At 69.1% G+C, this 20,500-nt stretch carries 17 protein-coding genes; 8 read left to right on the forward strand and 9 right to left on the reverse strand.

The window, feature by feature from the left end; genetic code table 11:
* Positions 1 to 3 precede the first annotated feature (3 nt).
* Together GRI99_RS00760 and GRI99_RS00765 are read right to left on the reverse strand one after the other, a co-directional pair.
* Positions 4 to 2,256, reverse strand: coding sequence for an outer membrane protein assembly factor BamB family protein (locus GRI99_RS00760; RefSeq protein ID WP_160770110.1), 2,253 nt, complete (start codon positions 2,254 to 2,256; stop codon positions 4 to 6).
* A gap of 1 nt (position 2,257) precedes the next feature.
* Positions 2,258 to 2,719, reverse strand: coding sequence for a nuclear transport factor 2 family protein (locus tag GRI99_RS00765; protein WP_337192821.1), 462 nt, complete (start codon positions 2,717 to 2,719; stop codon positions 2,258 to 2,260).
* A gap of 196 nt (positions 2,720 to 2,915) precedes the next feature.
* On the opposite strand from GRI99_RS00765, the gene GRI99_RS00770 reads away from it, so the two are divergent.
* Positions 2,916 to 4,973, forward strand: coding sequence for a TonB-dependent receptor (locus tag GRI99_RS00770; protein WP_160770112.1), 2,058 nt, complete (start codon positions 2,916 to 2,918; stop codon positions 4,971 to 4,973).
* A 57-nt stretch (positions 4,974 to 5,030) separates the two neighbouring features.
* Here the strand turns inward: GRI99_RS00770 and GRI99_RS00775 are convergent, their stop codons facing one another.
* Positions 5,031 to 5,345, reverse strand: coding sequence for a hypothetical protein (locus GRI99_RS00775; protein ID WP_160770113.1), 315 nt, complete (start codon positions 5,343 to 5,345; stop codon positions 5,031 to 5,033).
* Positions 5,346 to 5,558: 213 nt separating this feature from the next.
* Between GRI99_RS00775 and GRI99_RS00780 the strand changes: the two genes are divergently transcribed.
* The 3 genes from GRI99_RS00780 to GRI99_RS00790 are packed head-to-tail and all read left to right on the forward strand — an operon-like array spanning position 5,559 to position 8,967.
* Positions 5,559 to 7,010: an aldehyde dehydrogenase family protein gene (locus GRI99_RS00780; RefSeq protein WP_160770114.1), complete on the forward strand. Its 1,452-nt coding sequence runs from the start codon at positions 5,559 to 5,561 to the stop codon at positions 7,008 to 7,010.
* A complete protein-coding gene (locus GRI99_RS00785; protein WP_160770115.1) occupies positions 7,007 to 8,107 on the forward strand; it encodes a zinc-binding dehydrogenase in 1,101 nt (366 codons plus the stop codon). The genes GRI99_RS00780 and GRI99_RS00785 overlap by 4 nt, the downstream gene beginning before the upstream one ends.
* The gene (locus GRI99_RS00790) at positions 8,104 to 8,967 is read left to right on the forward strand and encodes an alpha/beta hydrolase (RefSeq protein WP_160770116.1); all 864 of its coding nucleotides are present in this window, start codon (positions 8,104 to 8,106) and stop codon (positions 8,965 to 8,967) included. Before GRI99_RS00785 ends, GRI99_RS00790 begins: the two co-directional genes overlap by 4 nt.
* 7 nt (positions 8,968 to 8,974) lie before the next feature.
* Here the strand turns inward: GRI99_RS00790 and GRI99_RS00795 are convergent, their stop codons facing one another.
* Together GRI99_RS00795 and GRI99_RS00800 are read right to left on the reverse strand one after the other, a co-directional pair.
* Positions 8,975 to 10,108, reverse strand: a complete 1,134-nt coding sequence (locus tag GRI99_RS00795) for a hypothetical protein (protein ID WP_160770117.1) — start codon at positions 10,106 to 10,108, stop codon at positions 8,975 to 8,977.
* Between the two features lie 76 nt (positions 10,109 to 10,184).
* Entirely contained in the window at positions 10,185 to 11,447 is a 1,263-nt protein-coding gene (locus GRI99_RS00800; protein ID WP_160770118.1) for an RsmB/NOP family class I SAM-dependent RNA methyltransferase, read from the reverse strand.
* A gap of 55 nt (positions 11,448 to 11,502) precedes the next feature.
* Between GRI99_RS00800 and GRI99_RS00805 the strand changes: the two genes are divergently transcribed.
* Positions 11,503 to 11,661, forward strand: coding sequence for a DUF1674 domain-containing protein (locus tag GRI99_RS00805; RefSeq protein ID WP_160770119.1), 159 nt, complete (start codon positions 11,503 to 11,505; stop codon positions 11,659 to 11,661).
* Here GRI99_RS00805 and GRI99_RS00810 read toward each other — a convergent pair.
* From GRI99_RS00810 to GRI99_RS00825, 4 genes are read right to left on the reverse strand one after another with little or no spacing between them, the layout of a single operon-like run.
* Complete coding sequence (locus tag GRI99_RS00810) at positions 11,658 to 12,233, reverse strand: hypothetical protein (protein ID WP_237438054.1); 576 nt, start codon at positions 12,231 to 12,233, stop codon at positions 11,658 to 11,660. The two genes, GRI99_RS00805 and GRI99_RS00810, sit on opposite strands and share 4 nt — an antisense overlap.
* Positions 12,224 to 13,246, reverse strand: coding sequence for a ferrochelatase (gene hemH, locus GRI99_RS00815; protein WP_160770120.1), 1,023 nt, complete (start codon positions 13,244 to 13,246; stop codon positions 12,224 to 12,226). Before hemH ends, GRI99_RS00810 begins: the two co-directional genes overlap by 10 nt.
* On the reverse strand, positions 13,243 to 15,675 hold the full coding sequence (locus GRI99_RS00820) for a molybdopterin cofactor-binding domain-containing protein (protein ID WP_160770121.1): 2,433 nt from the start codon (positions 15,673 to 15,675) through the stop codon (positions 13,243 to 13,245). The genes hemH and GRI99_RS00820 overlap by 4 nt, the downstream gene beginning before the upstream one ends.
* A 10-nt stretch (positions 15,676 to 15,685) precedes the next feature.
* Complete coding sequence (locus GRI99_RS00825; RefSeq protein ID WP_160770122.1) at positions 15,686 to 16,654, reverse strand: Mrp/NBP35 family ATP-binding protein; 969 nt, start codon at positions 16,652 to 16,654, stop codon at positions 15,686 to 15,688.
* Between the two features lie 71 nt (positions 16,655 to 16,725).
* On the opposite strand from GRI99_RS00825, the gene hflK reads away from it, so the two are divergent.
* The 3 genes from hflK (at position 16,726) to GRI99_RS00840 (ending at position 20,498) form a co-directional block, all read left to right on the forward strand.
* Positions 16,726 to 17,973, forward strand: a complete 1,248-nt coding sequence (gene hflK, locus GRI99_RS00830) for a protease modulator HflK (RefSeq protein ID WP_237438055.1) — start codon at positions 16,726 to 16,728, stop codon at positions 17,971 to 17,973.
* A gap of 1 nt (position 17,974) precedes the next feature.
* Positions 17,975 to 18,811 carry a protease modulator HflC gene (gene hflC, locus GRI99_RS00835; RefSeq protein WP_160770123.1) on the forward strand — a complete coding sequence of 279 codons (837 nt, stop codon included), beginning with the start codon at positions 17,975 to 17,977 and terminating at the stop codon, positions 18,809 to 18,811.
* Between the two features lie 127 nt (positions 18,812 to 18,938).
* A complete protein-coding gene (locus GRI99_RS00840) occupies positions 18,939 to 20,498 on the forward strand; it encodes a Do family serine endopeptidase (protein ID WP_202392881.1) in 1,560 nt (519 codons plus the stop codon).
* The last annotated feature ends 2 nt before the right edge of the window (positions 20,499 to 20,500 follow it).

The raw sequence follows: 20,500 nt of genomic DNA on the forward strand, positions 1-20,500 counted from the left end.
CCCTCAATCGATCCCGATCGAGCGCAGGATTGCCTCATCGGGATCAAGCGGGGTCTGCCCCGCCGGATACCCGTTTTCACTCAGCATCAGGGCCACCAGCGCCAGGTATTGCGCGGCCGGCAGCGAATTGCCCATCCCCACCGGCATGCTGGTGCGGGTGTAGGTATAGAGGTCCGCCACGGACTTGCCGCGCCAGTTGGCCACGAAGGCACTGCCCTTCAGCGTCGGCACCCCCGGCCCGCCCTGGAAATCCGCCCCGTGGCACACCGCACAGGCGCGCGCATAGGCGGCGCGCCCTTCCTCTACCTGCGTCGGCGTGAACACCCCGGCGCTTGCCTGGATCGAGAAGCTCTGCGCCAGCGCGGGATCATCAAACCCGGCGCCGCCCGCCGTGCGGAAGGCCCGCTGCGGACCTGTCGCGCCGATGCCCGCCTCGGGCAGGGCGAAGACGAACAGCGTGTTCTGCGTGCCATGCGTCAGTTCTGGCGTGAAGGCATCGGACAGCCAGCGCCCGGTGGACACCGCGACATACTGCCGCCCGCCCACCGCAAAGGTGGCCGGATAGCCGGTGACCGATGAGCCCAGGTTCATCGCCCACAGTTCCGCCCCCGTCTCCTGGTCCAGCGCCATGAAGCGCCCCCCCGCGTCACCCGCGAACACCAGCCCGCCGCCGGTGGTGATCAGGCTTTGCAGCCCGGCCCGCTGGCGCAGTTCCCACCGGGTGCGCCCGGTTACCGCATCCACCGCGAACAGGCTGCCCAGCATCCCCTGCGCCTGCTCGGCAATGGCGATGCGCTGGCTCATGCCGTAAATGCCCGGATTGCTGGCCGGGTCCACCGCCGTCATCTGCGCGCACAGGTTCAGCAAGGGCATGAACAGCGTGCGCGTATCCGGGCTGTAGCTGCCGGTCATGTAATTGGCCCCGCCGGTAGGGCCGGGGCATACCTCGTGCGCAGTGGTGTAGTCGTGCGGCACGCTGGCCGGGTTCAGGTGCGCGCGGCCGGTGGCCCCGTCAATCCGTTCGATCACCGTCTGGTGCACCGTGGGCCGCGCCCACAGGAAGCGGCCCGTCTCGCGGTCCAGCGTGGTGACGATGCCGGGCTTGCCGGGAATGCCGGTGAGCGTGCGATAGGTGCGCCCCGGCTCGATATCGGGGGCCATCCACGCCACGGCGGCGGGATCGGGGGCCACTTCCTGGTCCACCAGGATGCGGGCGAAGGTATGGTCCAGGTCCCAGTGGTCGACCATGTGCTGGTAATGCCACACGATCCGCCCCGTCCGCACGTCCAGCGCCAGGGTGGAGTTGTGGTAGAGGTAATCATGGTCAGGCCCGGCCAGGCTGATCTTGGGCGCGGGCGCGGTAACGCTGGTGCCCATGTAGATCAGCTTCAGTTCCGGATCATAGCTGGCGATCATCCACGCACCCACCTGCTGGCGGCGGTCCAGCGGCAAGCCGCCCCATGATGCGTCATTCGGATCGTCGCCTTGCGCGATCAGCGGCCTGCGCCATACCTCTGCGCCTGTGGTGGCATCGTGGGCCACGATCACGCAGGCCTCCGCCCCGCCTTCCGGCTCGCACGACCGGCCGGTGATCGCCAGGCCATCGGCGATGATCGGGCCGGAGCTGATCTTGGCCCCGTTGCGATAGTCGTCGATCTGCGTTTCCCACACCAGTTGCCCGGTGCGGGCATTGAGCGCGTAGAGATAGTTGTCCGCCGCCTGGCCGATGATCAACTGGCCATAGATCGCCAGGTTGCGGGTGGTGTCGTACACCGGCAGGAACTGGCCGATATCCTCGGGCAACGGGCGGCGGTACTGCCACAGCATCCGGCCGCTGGCGGCATCGATCGCCTCGATCACATCACTGGGGCCGGGGAAATACATGATCCCGTCATGCACCAGCGGGGTGCCTTCCTGGTGCCCGGGGCTGAGCGGGCGCACCCACACCATGCGCAAGGTGCCCACGTTCTCGCGGTTGATCTGCGCCAGCGGGGAATGGCCCCAGCTATCCAGCGTGCGCCGCCAGCTCAGCCAGTCGGCCGGATCGGGCTGCTGGATCTCGGCATCGGTGACGGGCTCGAAGTCCGGCACCAGCACTTCGACGGGGGGAGCACTCGCGGCTGGCCGGGGCGCAACCGCCTGCCCCACGCTGCCCTGGCCCACGCTGCCTTGGCCGCCGCCTGCCTGCGCGGCCAAATGGCTTGCGGCGAGCACGGCCAGGGCACAGCCCAGCGCCAGTTTCCCCCCGGCGGCCATCTCAGTTGTCGATCCGCTTGTCGTTGGGGTCGATCGGCGTATCGGTCCGCAGCATCGGGTCCCAGTGCTCGGCGATCTTGCCATCCTGGATGCGGAACATGTCGAACCAGGTGGAATAATAGCGCGCGCCGGTGCTGTCGGTCTCCGGCCGCACGAAGGCGATGGTGACGAAGTTGCGTTCCGCCATGATGTTGATCATCGGCAGTTCCAGCCGGTCGAGAATGTCGCGCTCGGGCCGGGTGTTGCGGATGTATTCCTGCACGCCCGCCAGCCCCTGCGCCGCCATCGGGTTGTGCTGGATATAGTCCTCGCGGATGAACTCGCCCGCGCGGCCCGCCAGGCCCGCCTGCAGCACGATGCGATACATGTCGTAGACCAGCCGCTTGTTGGCGGCCAGCTGCGGATCGTCGCTGGCCAGCAGGGCTTCATGGTCGGTGGGTACGGTCGGCGGCGTTGCGGTCACTGGCTCAGCTCCTTGGGTTTGCGCGGAGGCAGGGGCTGCGATAGTGGCGCAGGCAGTCAGCAGCAGGGCTGCAAAATAGGCGGTATGTCGCATGAACTCTCCCTCTCGTCCCCTTCCTGCCACTCGGCGCTTGGCGCGGCAAGACGGAGGAGCTAAGGCGCGGCCGGACAAAATCAATTTCAGCGAGTTTTCCTGCATGAAAAGCGTTCTGCTGGCCTCCGCCGCCCTGCTGTCTGCCGTGCCTGCGATAGCGCAGAATGACGGGTTTTACATGGACCCGGTCGTCTTTCCCGAGGGAAGCACCGAGGCCACCGCAGACGATGCCGCCGACACCATCGTGGTTCTGGGCAGCGGCCTTGGCACCACTGCCGGCACCCCGGCCTATTCCACCGTGGTGATCGACCGCGAGCAGATCGAGAACAGCACCACCGGGCGGCTGGAGGAAGTGCTTGGCAACGTCGCGGGCTTCCAGCAGTTCCGCCGGTCGGACAGCCGCAGTTCCAACCCCACGGCGCAAGGGGCCACGCTGCGGGCTCTGGGCGGCAATGCCGCCAGCCGCGCACTGGTGCTGCTGGACGGGGTGCCGATGGTGGATCCGTTCTTCGGCCACGTGCCCTACAGCGCCATCGCACCCGAGCGGCTGGGCGCGATCCGCGTGACGCGGGGCGGCGGCTCCGGCCCGTTCGGCGCGGGCGCGCTGGCAGGCACGATCGAGCTGGAGAGCGCCAATGCCGCCACCCTGGGGCTGGTGCAGGCCAGCGCCATGGTCAACGATCGCGAGGAAACGCAGCTTTCCGCAAGCCTCTCGCCAGAGATCGGCAACGGCTTTGCCACCATCTCCGGCCGGTGGGAGCGGGGCCAGGGTTTCTGGACCACGCCGCAAAGCCAGCGCGTGCCCGCATCGGTCCGCGCCAGTTACGATAGCTGGTCCACCGGCGCACGCCTTGTCCAGCGCTTGGGCGGGCTGGAAGTGCAGGTGCGCGGCCTCGCTTTCGAGGATCACCGCACGCTGCGCTTTGCCGGGGCAGACAATTCCATGGAGGGGCAGGACCTCTCGCTCCGCGTGGTCAGCCGCGGGCCGTGGCAGGTGGATGCGCTGGCCTATGCCCAGTGGCGCAACTTCACCAACGTGGTCATCTCCTCCACCCGGTTCACCCGCACGCTGGACCAGAAGGATACCCCCGCGCAGGGGCAGGGCGCCAAGTTCGAGGTGCGCCCGCCGCTGGGTGATGACGTGACGCTGCGGCTGGGGGCCGACTGGCGGCGCGGGCGCGGCAACCTGTTCGAGGATGCCTACAACGCCGTCACCCTGGCGCTGACCGAGAACCGCTTTGCCGGCGGCACCAACACCAACACCGGCGTGTTTGCCGATGGTGACGTGGAACTGGGCCGCCTGACGCTGACCGGCGGCGTGCGCGCCGATCGCTACACCATCAACAACGGCTATTACCGCGCCAACAACGCCGCCGGCACGATCACCCGCAACGACCAGTTTGCCGATCGCAGCGGCTGGGAAGCCACCTGGCGGGCGGGCGCACTGTACCGCGCGGGCGAGGTGATAACGCTGCGCGCGGCCGCCTATACCGGCATTCGCCTGCCCACCCTCAACGAGCTGTACCGCCCCTTCGCGGTGTTCCCCGTCACCACCCAGGCCAACCAGGACCTCACCCCCGAACGGCTGCGCGGCTACGAGGCGGGCATCGACATCACCGCCAATGACGAACTGCGGCTGGGCATCACCGTGTTCGACAACCGGGTGCGCGATGCCATTGCCAACGTCACCGTGGGCACCAACCTGCGCAAGCGCTTCAACGTCGATGCCATCGACGCCAGGGGCGTGGAGGCAACCGGCTCGATCAATTCGGGACCGTTCAGCCTCGATGCCAGCCTGGCGATCACCCGGGCCCGGGTGCGTGACAATGGCGTGGGCGCGGCGCTTGCCGGGCTGACCCCGGCGCAGACCCCGCGCTTCTCGGCCAGCACATCGGTATCCTACCGGTTGACCGGCGGGCCACAGGTGGGGGCCAGCCTGCGCCACGTCTCGCGCCAGTTCGAGGACGATCTGGAAACCGATTTCCTTAAGGCGGCGACCACGGTGGACCTGTTCGCCTCGATGCCGCTGTTCAGCCGCCTGACCGCAGAGGCGCGGGTGGAGAACCTGCTGGACGAGGAGATCGTCACCCGCAACCAGGCCGGATCGGTCGATCTGGGCACCCCGCAAACCTTGTGGGTGGGCCTGCGCTACGGCTTCTAGGCAAGCGAAAGGGGCCGCACTCGCGCGCGGCCCCTTCCTGCAACCAGTCAGCCCCGTCTAGCGGTTCTGGCTTTCGTCGCGGTTGGCCTCGCCGGGCTGGCGCTGGCCGCCGCGGGCATCGTCCTGCTCGCTGCGGCGGCTATTCTGCTGCTCCTGCTGACCCGAACCGCCAGCCTGGCCATTGCCAAGGCCGCCGTGGATGCCGGTGCCGCGCGTGCCGCTGGTGCTGGGGTCGTCCTGCTGCTGTTCCTGCTGGCCCTGGCTATAGCCCTGCTGGCCCTCGTCGCGGCGCTGGTTCTGGCCGCTCTGGTCCTGCTGCTCCTGCTGGCCCTGACGATTGCGGTCCTGCTTGCTGTTCTGGTCGTTGTTCATCACACTCTCCTTGGTGTCGTCGGTTCTTCGGGGGGAGACGACTACCAAACCAATGAACCGTGGGATTTTTCGATCCGCGAGAAGGTCGCAAATGCGACGGGTTGAGGATAAGTGCAGGTGCACGGCCCGTCGCATTTCCCCTGCCCTCAAATCGCGCTTGCCAGCCATCCGCCAGCCGCTACCGATAGCGGCCATATTCGATGGGAGAGATCGATGCCTGAAACCGCCGCCATGCTCGATGTGCGCAATCCGCGCACGGGCAAGGTCGATCACCGCATTGCCGTGGCAAGCGAGGCCGACGTTGCTGCCAGGGCCGCGCGCCTCAGGGCCAACCAGCCCGCGTGGGAAGCGCTGGGTATTGGCGGGCGCTGCGCCGTGATGGCCCGCTGGCTGGGCGCGGTGAAGGCGCAGGCCATGGCCATCGGCGAGGCTGACGCGGTGGACACCGGCGGGTGCCACACCAGCTATCTCCAGGGCTTTATCACCATGGGCAACATCGGCGGCTGGCTGGAGGATGCGCCGCGCGCCTTCGCCGACCTCGAGTTCAAGGCCATGAGCACGTCGATGCCCACGGTGGAGGTGGAAAGCCAGGTGGTCGCCTATCCGCTGGTGGGCGTGATTTCCCCGTGGAACGCGCCGCTGATGCTGGCCCTGCTCGATGCCATCCCTGCGCTGTTTGCCGGCTCTGCCGTGTTGCTGAAGCCCAGCGAGGTCACCCCGCGCGTGATCGAGGCCTTGTTCAAAACCGTGGCCCTCGTGCCCGAACTGGCCGCCGTGTTCGACTATGTGGCTGGCGCTGGCGAGGTGGGCCAGTGGGTGATCGGCCAGGCCGATACGATCTGCTTCACCGGGTCGGTCCCCACGGGGCGCAAGGTGGCGGTCGCCTGTGCCGAGCGGCTGATCCCCTGCAACCTGGAACTGGGCGGTAAGGATCCCTGCATCGTTACCGCAACGGCCGACCTCGACCGGGCGGCCACGGCGGTGCTGCGGGGCGCGGTCTATGCCACGGGGCAGGTCTGCTATTCGGTGGAGCGGGTCTACGTGCACGAAAGCGTGCACGACGATTTCGTTGAACTGCTGGTGGCAAAGGCGGCCGAGGTGCGCCTCAACCACGACAACCCGCGCGCCGGGCATATCGGGCCGTTTACCTTTGCCCCGCAGGCAGAGATCGTGCAGCGCCATCTGGCCGATGCCGTGGCCAAGGGCGCAGTAATCCGCAGCGGCGGCACGGTGGAGGCAATCGACGGCGGCCTTTACCTGCGCCCCACGATCCTGACCGGCGTGGACCACAGCATGGAGATCATGCAGGACGAGACGTTCGGACCATGCATTCCGGTGATGGCCTACCGCGATACCGAGGAGGCGATCCGCCTCGCCAACGATACCCATTTCGGCCTCACCGCCAGCGTGATTGCCGGGACGGCGGAGGAGGCAAAGGCCATCGGCAAGCGGCTGAACGCAGGCGGCATCTTCATGCAGGATACCTTCCTTACGTTTGCCAAGCTGCGTACCTTCGGCTCGGACAGCTTCGGCTGGTCGGGCTATGGCGCGCCGCGCATCGGGCCCGAAAGCCTGCGCCGTTTCCTCAGGCGCAAGAGTCTGCTGACCCAGACCGGCCCCGTGGCCGACATCCGCAACGATCACCATCTGGGAGGCGCGAAGTGAAGATTACCGCCGCGCTTTCCGGCCGGGGAGGAGCCGCGCCCGAACTGGTCGAAATGGAGCAGGAAGACCCGCGCCCCGGCGAAATGCGCATCCGCCTGGTCGCCACCGGCATCTGCCATACCGACCTGCATGAACACCCCGGCCGCCACAGCCCGCAGCCGATCGTGCTGGGCCACGAGGGCGCCGGCGTGGTGGAAGCGCTGGGCGAAGGCGTGACCACTTTTGCCGTGGGCGACCACGTGATCCTGTCGGGCAATTCGTGCGGGCGCTGCCCATCGTGCCTGGCGGGCAGGCCGACCTATTGCGACCTCGCCATGCCGCTGTGCTTCGGCGGCCAGCGGCTGGACAGGAGCACCGCACTCACCTGCGGCGGCGAGAAGGTGCATTCGCACTTCTTCGGCCAGTCCAGCTTTGCCAGCCACGCGATCGTGCCGGTGCGTACGGCGGTGAAGATGGACAAGCGCCTACCGCTGGAAAAGCTCGGGCCATTGGGCTGCGGCGTTGTCACCGGGGCAGGCGGCATTATCGAGGCGCTGAAGGTGGGCTTTGGCGATACCGTGGCCATTTTCGGCACCGGCGGCGTGGGCCTGTCCGCCGTGATGGCGGCAAAACTGGTGGGTGCGAAGCGCATCGTGGCGGTGGACCTTTCGCCACAGCGGCTGGAACTGGCCCGCGAATTCGGCGCGACCGATACCTTGCGGGGCGACGAGGATGACCTGGCGGCCAAAATCAGGGCCGTGACCGGGCGCGGCGTCAACTTCACCTTCAACACCACCAACGTGCCCGCCGTGCACAGCCTGGCATTGGAGGTGCTGGCGATGAACGGCACCGCCGGTTTCGTCGCCGCCCCGCTGGGGCCGTTCAACGCGCCGATGTTCCCCATGCTGGCGGGCGGCAAGCAATTGCGCGGCATCCTTGGCGGCGATGCCAACCCGCAGACCTTCCTGCCCTTGCTGGCCGAATACTGGCAGCAGGGCCGCCTGCCGTTCGACCGGATGCTGACCTTCTATCCCTTTGCCGAAATCGACCGCGCCTTTGCCGATGCCCATTCGGGTGCGGCGATCAAGCCGGTCCTGCTGATGGAGAATGCCGAATGACCCCCGAAACCCGCGAAGTGCTGGCAGCGCTGGGCAACAACCTGAACCCGGACATGATCCAGGGCACCATCCGCCTGATGGCCGGGATGAGCCGGGGCATGGCCGCCGCCACCAGGGTCACCCGCGACATCAGCTATGGCCCGCACGAGCGCAACCGGCTGGACCTGTTCACCCGCGATGGCCTGTCCGGCGCGCCGGTCTTCGTCTTCGTCCACGGCGGCGGCTTCGTGGGGGGCGACAAGCACAACGAGGGCAGCCCCTTTTATTCCAACATGGGCGATTTTGCCGCCCGCCACGGCATGGTGGGGGTGACGATCACCTATCGCCTGGCCCCCGAACACCGCTTCCCCGCCGGGCTGGACGACCTGGCGCTGGCGGTGGAGTGGATCCGCGCCAATGTGGCCGCACATGGCGGCGATCCGGCGAAGATCGTGATTGCCGGCCAGTCGGCGGGCGCGGTCCATGTGGCGGGCTATCTGGCCCACCGGCGCGACCATGCGGCAGGGATTGCCGGGGCCTGCCTGATGAGCGGCATCTTCGACACCACCACCTGCGTGCCCAATGCCATGGCCGAGGCCTATTACGGCGAGGACCGGCGCGGCTGGGGTCCGGCCAACTGCCTTCCCGGCCTGCTGGCCACGCCGGTGCCGCTGCAATTCTCGGTGGCGGAATTCGACCCGGACGATTTCCAGCAGCAGGCCGCGCAGGTCGTCACACAGTGGCAGCAGGCCAAGGGCCGCCTGCCCGAAATGCATTACCTGTCGGGCCACAACCACCTGACGCCGGCGCTGTCGGTGGGCAGCGAGCATCGCGAGACGGAGCGGATGATTGCCGGGTTCGTGCGGCGGGTGACCGCCTGACCGCCGATCAGAAGCGGGCGCGCAGCCAGCCCCAGAGCCGGGCGAGCAGGCTGGGGGCGGGTTCGTCCTCCATGCCCTGCCACTCGTCGCTCAACCGCGCGCGGATGCCGGCATGGCGGCGCGGAGGCGCAACGGGAGCAACGTGGTCGTCCCACGCATCGAGCGCGGCCTGATTGTCTGTCGCCCGATCGCCCGTCGCCCTATCGACTGTCGTCCCGTCACCCTCCGGCAGCACGGCGGCCAGGTCCGGCTCATAGGGTTCCTCGACCGGCGGCGGCACTGCCGCGACCGCAGGTGCAGGTGCCGGAATTGCTACCGGTTCAGGGGCAGGAGCGGGGGCCCGGGCTGCGGGCTCGAGCTGTGCCCCTGCGGCCGGCGGGGGAGCGGGCGCGAGGTCCTCTTCCTGCGGCGGGATGAAGCCCTTGAGCGAGGCACCGCCGGACCAATCGTCAATTTCCAGCCGCTCGATGGTCGATGGTGGCCGTTCGACCGGTGCGGTTGGCGGCACGACTGCGGGCGCAGGCGCAGCGATAGCGGGTGCGGCTGCGGAAGCCGCCGCGCGTTTCGCCAGGCGTTCGCGCATCTGGGCCAACTGGTCCTCGATGCTCGGCAACTGCGGTTCGGGCATGAGCGCGAAAGTCTCTTCCGGCGTGGGCGCGGCAAGATCGTCCGCAGGTTCTTCCCATGCCTGCGGCTCGTCCAGCCCTTCGGGCCACTCCTCGGGCTCGTCCTCGGGCACCCAGGTCTGCACCTCGGCCTCCTCGGGCTCCGGCTCGTCGAATTCGGGCAGCGGCTGCCAGTCGGCATCGTCCTCGTCGACGATCGCGGCGGGCGGCACCCACGCGGCGCGGCTCTCGTCCGCCTCGTCCACCCCCATCGGCACCAGGCCCAGCATGATCGACGGCTGGCGCGGACGCGGCGCAGCCACCGGATCGGGCTGCATCTCCATGATCTCGGCCCCGCCCATGGCCATCGCCAGGTGGGCCTCGGCCAGCTCCTCGGCGGCCAGCACCAGCACGGGCTTCTTCTTGAAGGTCTTCGGCCCCAGTGAAATCAGGCTGCCATAAGGCGAATCGCCCCAGTCCCCGCCGCCCGGAGGCGGGCCACCGGCCATTGCGGAAGTGCGGACAGACAGCGCCATGGTTGAGGTGTTAGCGCACACATGGTCGCCAAGGCCCTACCACGCATGGTTAGCACGAGGTTAATTGCGCGGGCGATCAGGCGGATAGGTGCCAGCGGGCGATGAAGAACCCGTCCAGCCCGCCGTGCTGTGCCAGCATCCCGGGGTGGGTGCGGACCCAGCCTTCAGGGGTGGGGGCAATCCCGGCGGGCAGGTCCTGCTCCGTCACGGGTGCGGGCGTGAGAGGCACCGTTGCCGCCTGCGCCTCACCTTCCTGCGGCTCCAGCGAGCAGGTAGCATAGACCAGCATGCCGCCGGGCCTAAGCAGGCTTTGCGCATGGACCAGCAGGTCGGCCTGCAAGGCTGCCATGTCGGTGATATGGCCCTGGCCGATGCGGTGCAGCACGTCGGGATGGCGGCGGCAGGTGCCGGTGGCGGTGCACGGCGCATCCAGCAGCACGGCATCGAACCGCTCCGCCGTCCCCCATGTTCGCGCATCGGCCTGCACCAGATCGGCGGCAAGGCCGGTGCGGGCAAGGTTCTGCTCCACCCGCTGCAGGCGCTTGGCGCTGCTGTCGAGGCCCGTCACCTGCCAGCCGGCAGCCGCCAGTTGCAGCGTCTTGCCGCCGGGCGCGCAGCACAGGTCGAGCACGCTGCGGCCTTCTCCCGGTCCCAGCAGCCGCGCGGGCAGGCTGGCGGCCAGGTCCTGCACCCACCAGGCCCCTTCGGCATACCCGGCCAGGTCCTCCACCCGGGTGCCGCGCGCCAGCCGCACGTGGCCGGGCATCAGGCTGGTTCCGCCGAGGCGCCCGGCCCATTCGGCGGTGGCCGCCGGGTCCTTCAGCGTCAGGTCCAGCGGCGGGGGACTAGCGAGGCCGGGGGCGACTTCAGCCACCAGCGCGCCCCAGCGGGCCTGCACCCGATCGGGCAGCGTGGGCACTTGCGGAAGCGTGACCGCCTGCTTGTTGAGCGTCGAGAACACCCCGTGGGCCAGCCGCCGGGGGCCGCCGTCGAGCAGTTCCAGCCCCGTCGCCACCACGGCGTGCGGCGGCGTGTCCAGCCGCAGCCACTGGGCCAGCATCAGCCGCAGCACGGCGCGCGCCTTGGCATCGGGGGCCAGCGGCATCCGCGTGGCCGAATCGATCAGCGCGTCGAGATCGACCAGCCAGCGCAGCGCCTCGCCCACGATGGCCCTGGCCAGCGCCTTGTCGGCCGGGTTGCGGATGCCCTGCAGGGCGGCGTGTTCGGCCACGTCCAGCGTCTCGCCCCGGCGCAGCACCGCGTCCATCAGCCTCAGCGCAGCGCGGCGGGCCGGCAGGCCGGCGGGATCGGACGAAAGGAATGCGGGACGTTGCGCCATGCCCGGGCCTTAGGCGGCATTGCGCGCCCGCGCCAGTGCGCCCATATTCGCCACCATGACCAAGCGCGCCACCCAGCAACCCGAGGGTTTCCAGAAGCCCGCCCACTGGACCAACGATCCCCCGCCCGCGCCTGCCACGGCAAAGGACGAGGAGGAACTGAGCCCCACCCGCTATGGCGACTGGGAGAAAAACGGGATCGCGATCGATTTCTAGGCCTTGCGGCGCAGCACTTTCGCCCAGTTGACCCGGGCCAGCACCACCAGCAGGGCCAGCATCACCACCTGCAGGGCAATGAACAGCGGGCTGCTCATGCTTTCGCGGAACACTTCACCCAGGTTGGTCTGGCGGTCCACCAGCTCCGCCCCGCCGCCGTAGAAGGTATAGGATGCCAAGCGCCCCACGAAGAAGGCCAGGGTAAACGGCAGGATGCGCACCCCGGCCAGCCCCACCGCGCCGAATTGCTGCGCCGATGGCAGGGGCGAGAACACGAAGAAGGCCAGCGCCAGCAGATTGTGGTGCTTCTTTTCCTCGAAGGCGGCGCGCGCGGCGGCCAGGTTGGCGCGGGTCTTCTGCGACAGCTTGCCGGCGAACAGCCGGAACCCGTGCGCCAGCAGGTAGCGCCCGGCGGACGAGGCGAGCGCCGCAGTCAGCACCATCCAGCCCAGCGGCAGATCGGAATTCAGGCCATAGAGCACGATCACCGACCAGGTAGGCGGCCCGAAAGCCGGCATCAGGTTGATCGCAAAGACGATGGCGAACAGGATCAGGAAAGGCGTCAGATCCATCCAGCCATCTCGCGCTGCACCAGCGCCTCCAGCATGTCCATCCCGATCGGGCCATCATTGAGGCAGGACAGGGCGGCAAACTGCTCGCCCCCTTCCTCGATGAACTGCTCGCGGCCGCGAATTGCCAGTTCCTCCAGCGTTTCCAGGCAATCGGCAGAGAAGCCGGGCGCGGCGATGGCGAGGCGCTTGGTCCCCTTTGCGGCTTCCTCGGCCAGCACGGCATCGGTGGCGGGTTCCAGCCACTTGGCGCTGCCGAAGCGGCTCTGGAACGTGGGCCGGATGCGGATGTCCGGGCAGTTCAGCGCAGCCGTCAGCAGGCGCGCGGTCTTCAGGCACTGGCAGTGATAGGGATCGCCCTTGTGCAGGGTGCGCTCCGGCATGCCATGGAAGCTGAGCAGCAGGACTTCGGGCACGAAGTCCAGCGCGTCGAGCTGGCGGCCGATGTCCTGCGCCAGTGCGCCGATGTGCAGCGGATCGTCGTGATAGGCGGGCAGCACGCGCAGCGCCGGCTGCCAGCGCATGGCGCGCAGGGCATCAGCCGCCTTGTCGAACACGGTGGCCGTGGTCGCGCCGCAGTATTGCGGATAGAGCGGTGCCAGCACGATCCGCTCGCATCCCGCATCCATCAGCCGCTGCAACTGCGCGGGGATCGACGGCTGGCCATAGCGCATGGCCCAGTCGACCATCACGCTTTCACCAAACCGGTCCGCCAGCCCCTGCGCCTGGCGCATGGTGATCGCCGACAGCGGCGAGCCGTCGGGTGTCCACACCTGGCTGTAGGCATGGGCACTCTTCTTCGGGCGCACGTTGAGGATGATGCCGTGCAGGATCGGCCACCACAGCAGCCGGGGGATTTCGACCACGCGCCGGTCGGCCAGGAACTCCGCCAGGTAGGCCTTCACCGCCTTGGGCGTGGGCGCGGTGGGGGTGCCCAGGTTGACCAGCAGGACGCCGATCTTGCCGGATTTGACGGGGGGGTGGTCGGCGGGAAGCGCTTGGGCCTGCCAGGTCACAGGGATACCTCGGGTTGCGGACTGTCGGGCGAGGTCGCGTCAGCAGCCCCGCTGGGCGCGGGACTGGGCGATGCGCCGGGCACGGACAATACGGGATTGAGGGGTGGTGGCGGAGCCAGCGCCAGGCCAAAAGGCATGTGGCGGATCCGCATTCCGGCAGCGGAATAGAGCGCATTGGCAATCGCCGGGCCCACCGCCGCGACGGCCAGTTCGTCGGCGGCAAAGCTGGGCTCGTCGCTGGCGATGAAAGCCACCGAGATTTCGGGGCAATCCGCCAAGGCGGGGATCTGCAGATCGCTTAGGCGCGCCAGCGTGGGGCGTCCCTCGTCATAACCCGTGGCGCTGCCGACCGCGAGGCCGAGGCCGAACAGCAGCCCGCCTTCCACCTGTTGCCGGGCCAGGTCACGGTTGACCACGCGCCCGATATCGAGCGCGGCGGCCAGCTTGCTGATCTTCAGACCGCCCTCGCCCACGCTGGCCGTGGCGACCACGGCAATGCGTCCGCCGGGGGCATCCTCGCCCTCGCCCAGCCGCATCACGTGGCAGGCGATTCCTTGGCCCGTCCCGCGCGCCCCGCCGTCCCACGCGGCCAGCCCGGCGGCGCGCTGCAGGCAGGCGACCAGCCGCGGATCGTGCCCCAGCATGGCCACGCGGAAGCCCAGCGGCTCGTGCCCGCCCTTCGCCGCCACCTCGTCCACGAAGCTTTCGCGCAGGAAGCAGGTTAGGCCGTGGGCGTTGCCGCGCATCCGGCCCGACGGCAGCGGCAGCTCCACCGGCACGTGATAGAGCGCCTGGTGCTCGATGCCGTAGACACCCAGGTAGCCTTCCAGCGCCAGCGGATCGGCCTCGCCCGCCACCGCGTCGATCGCGGCCCAGCCGGTCATGTTGGCAAACAGGCGGCGGCCGAATTCCTGCGCCGCAGGCGGCGTGGCCACGCGGGTGCGCATGGCGGCGATGCGCCCGTCCGCAGTCAGTTGCGCGCTGACCAGCCCCAGTGCGGGCGGGCGCGGCTGCAGGGCCAGTTGCTCCTCCGCCCGCGACCAGACGAGCTGCACCGGCTTTTCCAGTTCGCGGGCGATCAGGGCCGCCTCGATCGCCTGGTCATGCTCCAGCCGCCGGTCGAAACTGCCGCCGGCCGGCATGGGATAGAGCACCACGTCGGCCAGCGAGAGGCCGATGGCACGGGCGGCTGCGCGGCGGGCCATTTCCGGGGCCTGGGTGGCCATCCACAGCTCCAGCCGCCCGTCCTCCAGCCGCGCGGTGACGGTAGCCGTCTCCAGCGTGGCGTGAACTGCGGCGGCCAGCGAATAGCGGTGCGCGATATCAGGCGCATAGCCGGTGTTGCCATCGCCCGTCTCGCCCACCAGCACGCCTTCGCCCCGGCGCACCCCTTCGTCCAGCGCGGCCTCGATCCGGTCGGAGCGGACCATGCGTTCCGCCGCAAAGCGCGGGGCCATGGCGGTCAGCGCCTGTTCGGCGGCCCACCAGTTGGTGGCGGCGGCGGCCAGCCAGCGCTTGCCGCGCACGATCCCCACCAGGCCATCGACCCGGGCAGCCCGCTGCGCATCGAAGCCGACCAGTTCGGCCTGGTCACGCGGGCCGTGGCGGATCGCGGCAAAGACCATGTCGGGCAGCCGCACGTCTCCCGCAAAGGTGAAGGTGCCGTCCACCTTGCTGGGCAGGTCGAGCCGGGGAAAGGCGGTGACGGGGCCGTCCGGCTCCTCATCCTCTGCCTCGGCCGCCGTCCGCACGGGCGTGGGCAGGGGCATGGCCGGATCGCGCGGTGGCACGGGCCGCAGCGGGGCCGGATCGGGCGGATCGAGCGCAGCCGCCTCGGCCACCAGCTCGCCGAAGGTCAGCCGGTTGTCGCCGTGGCGCACGAACCCGCCGGCCACCTCGCATTCCTCCCAGCTCACGCCCCAGCGCGCGGCGGCGGCCATGGCCAGCAGGGCGCGGGCGCTGGCGGCGGCGCGGCGGCAGGGCAGCTCATAGGCCGCCTGCGACAGGCCATCGGCGGTAACGCTGAAGCGCTCGCCCTCGGCCCAGCTTTTCAGGAAATAGTCGTCCGGCTCGTCGGCCAGGTCGGTGATGGCGGGGCGCCACAGCGGGGCCCAGCGGGCCGCCAGCGGCAGGTTGGCATAGGCCCCGCTGACCGGCGCGGGCTCCACCGCCACCTGCCGCCAGTCCGCCCCCAGCTCCATCGCCACGATCTGCGGCAGCAGGGTGGTGACCCCCTGCCCCATCTCGAGCTGCGGCACGGCCACGGTGACCACGCCATCCTGCGCGATCTTCAGCCAGGCATCGAAGGCATATTCGCCAGGCCCTGGCACGATCGGGTTGTCATAATCGCGCGGCAGCAGGGAGAACGCCACCAGCAGGCCGCCGCCCGCCGCTGCGCCCACCAGCAGTTGCCGCCGGGTGAGTTTCATTGCGCCGGCTTCATGCAGGCTGCTTGTCCAGCCACTCGGCCAGCCGGGCGGCAATGGCAGTGAAGGCCGCGCCGTCGGCTCCGTCGTTGGCGGCAGGCGGCTGGCCGGTATCGCTGGCCACGCGGATGCCCATCGCCAGCGGCACGCGGCCCAGGAAGGGGTAGCCCAGGCTCACCGCCGCGCCCTCGCCCCCGCCGGCACCGAACGGGTCGCTGCTTTCCCCACAATGCGGGCAGACATAGCCGGCCATGTTCTCGACAATGCCCACCACCGGAATGTTCGACTGGGCGAACAGGTCGATCGCGCGGGTGGCATCGATCAGCGCCAGGTCCTGCGGGGTGGTGACGATCACCGCGCCAGCCGGCTTGAACTTCTGCAGCATGGTCAGTTGCACGTCGCCCGTGCCCGGCGGCAGGTCCACCAGCAGGGTGTCGGCCTCGCCCCAGTCGGCCTCCATCATCTGGGTCAGCGCCTGGCCTACCATCGGCCCGCGCCAGGCGATCGCCTTGCCGGGTTCCACCAGTTGCGCCATCGACAGCAGCTTGACGCCGAATTCGCTTTCCACCGGGATCAGGGTGTTGCCTTCGGCACGGGGGCGGCCGCGCGCCGGATCCAGCAGCATCACCTGGCTGGGGCCGTAGATGTCGGCATCGACCACGCCCACTTTCCGGCCCATGCGGGCGAGGGCCACGGCCAGGTTGGCGGTCAGCGTGCTCTTGCCCACGCCGCCCTTGCCGCTGCCCACGGCAACGATCCGGCGCTTCGGCTTGTCGACCATCAGCGCCACGCGCACCTCGGCAATGCCGGGCACCTTGGCCACCGCCTGCTCCAGTTCCTTCTGCAACTGGGTGGCGGCGCTGCGCCCCAGGCCCGATGCATCGGCCACGATCGTCGCCACCCCGTCAGCCACGCGGACCGACCGCACCAGACCCGACAACTCGGCCGGAATGGCCGCCTCAACGCTTGCAACACTGCTCATGGCGCCCTGCTAGCAGCGAAAAAACCGGCCCGCCCCTGTTTTTTGCGGTTTGGCCCCCTATACAGATGCGCATGGAGAGTTTGGACGGTATTCGCAATCGCATCGCGCTGGCCATGGCGGGCAAGCGCAATCCCTGGGGTTCCACCGGCGGCAGCGGCGGCGGCGATGGTGGTGACGAACCGGGCAAGGATGGCCCCGCAGCCGGTGGCGACGCCCCGGGCGGGAGCGAGCCCGGCAGTGGCGGCGAACCGCCGCGCGGCCCGCGCAATCCGTGGCTGCCCGGCGGCGGCGCAGGCGATGGCGGCAATGCCCCGGGTGACCGGCCGCGCCGTTCCGCCAGCATCGACGATATCTTCCGCAACCGTAGCGGGGACCGACGCCGCCCGGGTGGCGGTGGCGGCGGGCGCCCCCCGCAGTTCCGCCTGCCCGAACGGCCCGGCGGGAAGAGCTGGTTCCCGGTTGCGCTGGTCGCTGTCGGCGCGCTGTGGGTGGGCGTCACCTCGGTGCACTTCATCCAGGCGGGCGAGCAGGGCGTGGTCACCTGGTTCGGCGGCAAGTACGCCAAGACGCTGCAGACCGGCGCGCAGCTCAGCTTGCCCTGGCCGATCCAGTCGGTCTCGGTCGAGAACGTGACCGAGATTCGCCGCTTCCAGATCCCCGGCGGGGAGGAAGAGAACCTGATCCTGACGGCGGACCAGAACCTGGTCAACCTGACCTACCAGGTGCGCTGGAACATCTCGGACCTGGTGCAGTACCGTTTCCAGCTGGTCGACCCTGAAGGCACCCTGCGCGAGATTGCCGAGGCAACCATGCGCAGCGCGGTGGCCGAACAGGAACTGGACGAAGTGCTGGCCGGTGCCGGCGTGGGCCGGATCGAGGGCCAGGTGCGCGAGGCCATGCAGGACCGGCTGGATGCCTTCCGCTCCGGCATCACCGTGCAGGGCATCGACGTGATGAAGGCCGACGCGCCCGCACAGGTGATCGAGGCCTTCAACGACGTGCTGGCCGCGCGCCAGGATGCCGAGCGCAACCGCAACGATGCCCGCCGCTATGAACAGCAGTTGCTGGCCCAGGCCCAGGGCGAGGCGGCAGCCTTCAACACGCTGTACGAACAGTACCGCATGGCTCCCGAAGTGACCCGGCGACGGATGTATTACGAAACGATGGAACAGGTGCTCGCCAATACCGACAAGACCGTGGTGGAAGCCGGCGGCGTGACGCCCTACCTGCCGCTGCCCGAACTGCGCCGCAGCACGCCGCAGGGGGTCACCACATCGGCCGAACCGACATCTTCCGCCACCCGCACGGGAGGGCAGTGACATGTGGGAGACGCACAAGTCCTCGATCATCGCGGCCATCGTGGCGCTGGTGGTGCTTGCCAGCACGATCGTCACCGTGCCCGAAACCCACCAGGCGGTGGTGATCCGCACGGGTGAGCCGGTGCGGGTGATCAACCGCTTCGATCCCGCCCAGCCTTTCGGCAGCACCGGCGCGGGCATCAGCTTCCGCATCCCGATCATCGAGAGCGTCCGCCAGGTCGACCGGCGGGTGCTGGCGCTGGACCTGGAGCGGCGCGAGGTGCTGGCCAATGACCAGCAGCGCCTGCAGGTGGATGCCTATGCCCGCTATCGTATCATCGATCCCGTGCTGATGGTGCGCAGCGCCGGCACGCCCGAGCAGTTGCAGACCGCGCTGTTGCAGATCATGAATTCCACCCTGCGCCAGGAACTGGGCCGGCGGACCTTCGCCAGCCTGCTGACGCCCGAGCGCGGCGCGGTGATGACGCAGATCACCGCCAACTTCGACCGCCAGGCCCGCCGCTATGGCGCGCAGGTGCTGGACGTGCGGATCAAGCGCGCCGACCTGCCGGAAGGCACGCTGCAGGCCGCCTTCACCCGCATGGAATCGAACCGCCGCGCCACCGCCGCCACGATCCGCGCGGCCGGCAACCGCGACGCGCGGATCATCGAGGCGAACGCCCAGGCCCAGGCCGCCAACCTCTATGCCGAGGCGTTCAACAAGGATCCGGCGTTCTACGATTTCTACCGCGCCATGCAGTCATACCGCACCACTTTTGCCCCGGGCGAACGGGCCAGCAGCATCATCCTGTCGCCCGACAACGATTACCTGCGCCAGTTCCGCAACGGCGGCCAGTAAGGGGCGTATCGGCCATTGACTACAATTGTCGTTCAATGGCCGTTAAGGCGTGCTAGGCTGGAAAGCGACGGGGACTGACCGGAATCGGCCACCGCGCGGGAACAGCGCGGCAGGCCAAACCTGAAGGATGAACAAGGACGTGAAGGCAGTGCGATACTCCTATTCGATCACCACGGCCCTGCTGCTCGGCGGGGCGGCCATCACCCTGATGACCGGCTATCCGGCCGGGGCGCAGGTGGCGCAGAACGAGAACCTGCGGATCAGCAATGCGGCTCCCGTGCCGGGTGCGCCCGCCAGCTTTGCCGACCTGACCGAGGCGCTGATGCCGGCGGTGGTCAACATTTCCACCCGCCAGCAGGTGACGGTGGCCCAGCAGAACCCGTTTGCCGGCACGCCCTTTGCCGACATGTTCGGCAACCGTGGCGGCGGCGGTGCGCAGACGCGCCAGGCCCAGTCGCTCGGCTCGGGCTTCCTGATCTCTGCCGACGGCTACGTGGTCACCAACAATCACGTGATCAATCCGCCGGATTCCAACGCCCGGCTGGAATCGGTCACCGTGACCCTGGCCGACGGCACCGAGTACGAGGCGACCGTGGTCGGCCAGGACGAGCAGAGCGACATCGCCGTGCTCAAGATCAACCGCGCCCAGCCCTTCCCCTTCGTGCGCTTTGGTGACAGCAGCAACGCCCGCGTGGGTGACTGGGTGATCGCCATCGGCAACCCCTTCGGCCTGGATGGCACGGTGACCAGCGGCATCATCTCCGCCGTGCACCGCTCCACCGGCAGCCGCAGCGCGTTCGACCGCTACCTGCAGACCGATGCCAGCATCAACCAGGGCAACAGCGGCGGCCCGCTGTTCGACATGGCGGGCAACGTGATCGGCATCAACAACGCCATCCTTTCGCCCTCGGGCGGCAACGTGGGCATTGGCCTGGCCATCCCGGCCGAGGACGCCGCCCCCGTGGTGCAGGCCCTGATGCGCGGCGAGACGATCGCCCGCGGCTACCTGGGCGTGCAGATCCAGCCGATCGACGAGGACTTTGCCGAGGCGCTGGGCATCCCGCGCAACAGTGGCGAGTTTATCCAGGGCGTGCAGCCGGGCGAAGCGGCCGAGGCTGCCGGCCTGCAGGCGGGCGACGTGGTCACCAGTGTAAACAACCTGGCCGTGACGCGCGATCGCAGCCTGTCCTACATCGTCGCCAACATCGAACCGGGCACGCGCGTGCCGGTGGAATACATCCGCGACGGCCAGACTCGCCGCACCACCGTCACCGTGGGCCGCCGCCCCAGCAACGAGGAGCTGCGCAACCAGCAGCAGTTCGGCCAGGATGGCAGCCAGGAAGACGACCCGCTGAAGCCGGGGGCCAGCAGCGGCCTCGCGGAACAGGCGCTGGGCGTGCAGGTGATTGCCATCACACCGCAGATCGCCCGCCAGCTTGGCGGCAATGCGGACATGACCGGCGTGGTTATCACCGCAGTCGACCCCAGCGCCGATGCCGCCACCAAGGGCCTGGCGCGCGGCGTGGTCATCTCCAGCGCCAATGGCCAGCCGGTCTCCACGCCGCAGGAACTGGAGGCCCAGATCCGCGCCGTTCAGCAAGCCGGGCGCGGGGCCATCGTCCTGCGCGTGCGCCAGCGCGGCCAGCCGGAAGTGTCGATGCCGGTGCGCCTGCGCCCCGCGAACTGACC

It is taken from the genome of Alteraurantiacibacter buctensis (assembly GCF_009827655.1).
Lineage (GTDB): Bacteria > Pseudomonadota > Alphaproteobacteria > Sphingomonadales > Sphingomonadaceae > Alteraurantiacibacter > Alteraurantiacibacter buctensis.

Coding starts and splice junctions, on each gene's coding strand:
- GRI99_RS00760 (WP_160770110.1), bottom strand. CDS start 2,256: ATGGCCGCCGGGGGGAAACTGGCGCTGGGCTGTGCCCTGGCCGTGCTC.
- GRI99_RS00770 (WP_160770112.1), top strand. CDS start 2,916: ATGAAAAGCGTTCTGCTGGCCTCCGCCGCCCTGCTGTCTGCCGTGCCT.
- GRI99_RS00775 (WP_160770113.1), bottom strand. CDS start 5,345: ATGAACAACGACCAGAACAGCAAGCAGGACCGCAATCGTCAGGGCCAG.
- GRI99_RS00780 (WP_160770114.1), top strand. CDS start 5,559: ATGCCTGAAACCGCCGCCATGCTCGATGTGCGCAATCCGCGCACGGGC.
- GRI99_RS00790 (WP_160770116.1), top strand. CDS start 8,104: ATGACCCCCGAAACCCGCGAAGTGCTGGCAGCGCTGGGCAACAACCTG.
- GRI99_RS00795 (WP_160770117.1), bottom strand. CDS start 10,108: ATGGCGCTGTCTGTCCGCACTTCCGCAATGGCCGGTGGCCCGCCTCCG.
- GRI99_RS00800 (WP_160770118.1), bottom strand. CDS start 11,447: ATGGCGCAACGTCCCGCATTCCTTTCGTCCGATCCCGCCGGCCTGCCG.
- GRI99_RS00805 (WP_160770119.1), top strand. CDS start 11,503: ATGACCAAGCGCGCCACCCAGCAACCCGAGGGTTTCCAGAAGCCCGCC.
- GRI99_RS00810 (WP_237438054.1), bottom strand. CDS start 12,233: ATGGATCTGACGCCTTTCCTGATCCTGTTCGCCATCGTCTTTGCGATC.
- GRI99_RS00820 (WP_160770121.1), bottom strand. CDS start 15,675: ATGAAACTCACCCGGCGGCAACTGCTGGTGGGCGCAGCGGCGGGCGGC.
- GRI99_RS00825 (WP_160770122.1), bottom strand. CDS start 16,654: ATGAGCAGTGTTGCAAGCGTTGAGGCGGCCATTCCGGCCGAGTTGTCG.
- hflK (WP_237438055.1), top strand. CDS start 16,726: ATGGAGAGTTTGGACGGTATTCGCAATCGCATCGCGCTGGCCATGGCG.
- hflC (WP_160770123.1), top strand. CDS start 17,975: ATGTGGGAGACGCACAAGTCCTCGATCATCGCGGCCATCGTGGCGCTG.
- GRI99_RS00840 (WP_202392881.1), top strand. CDS start 18,939: ATGAACAAGGACGTGAAGGCAGTGCGATACTCCTATTCGATCACCACG.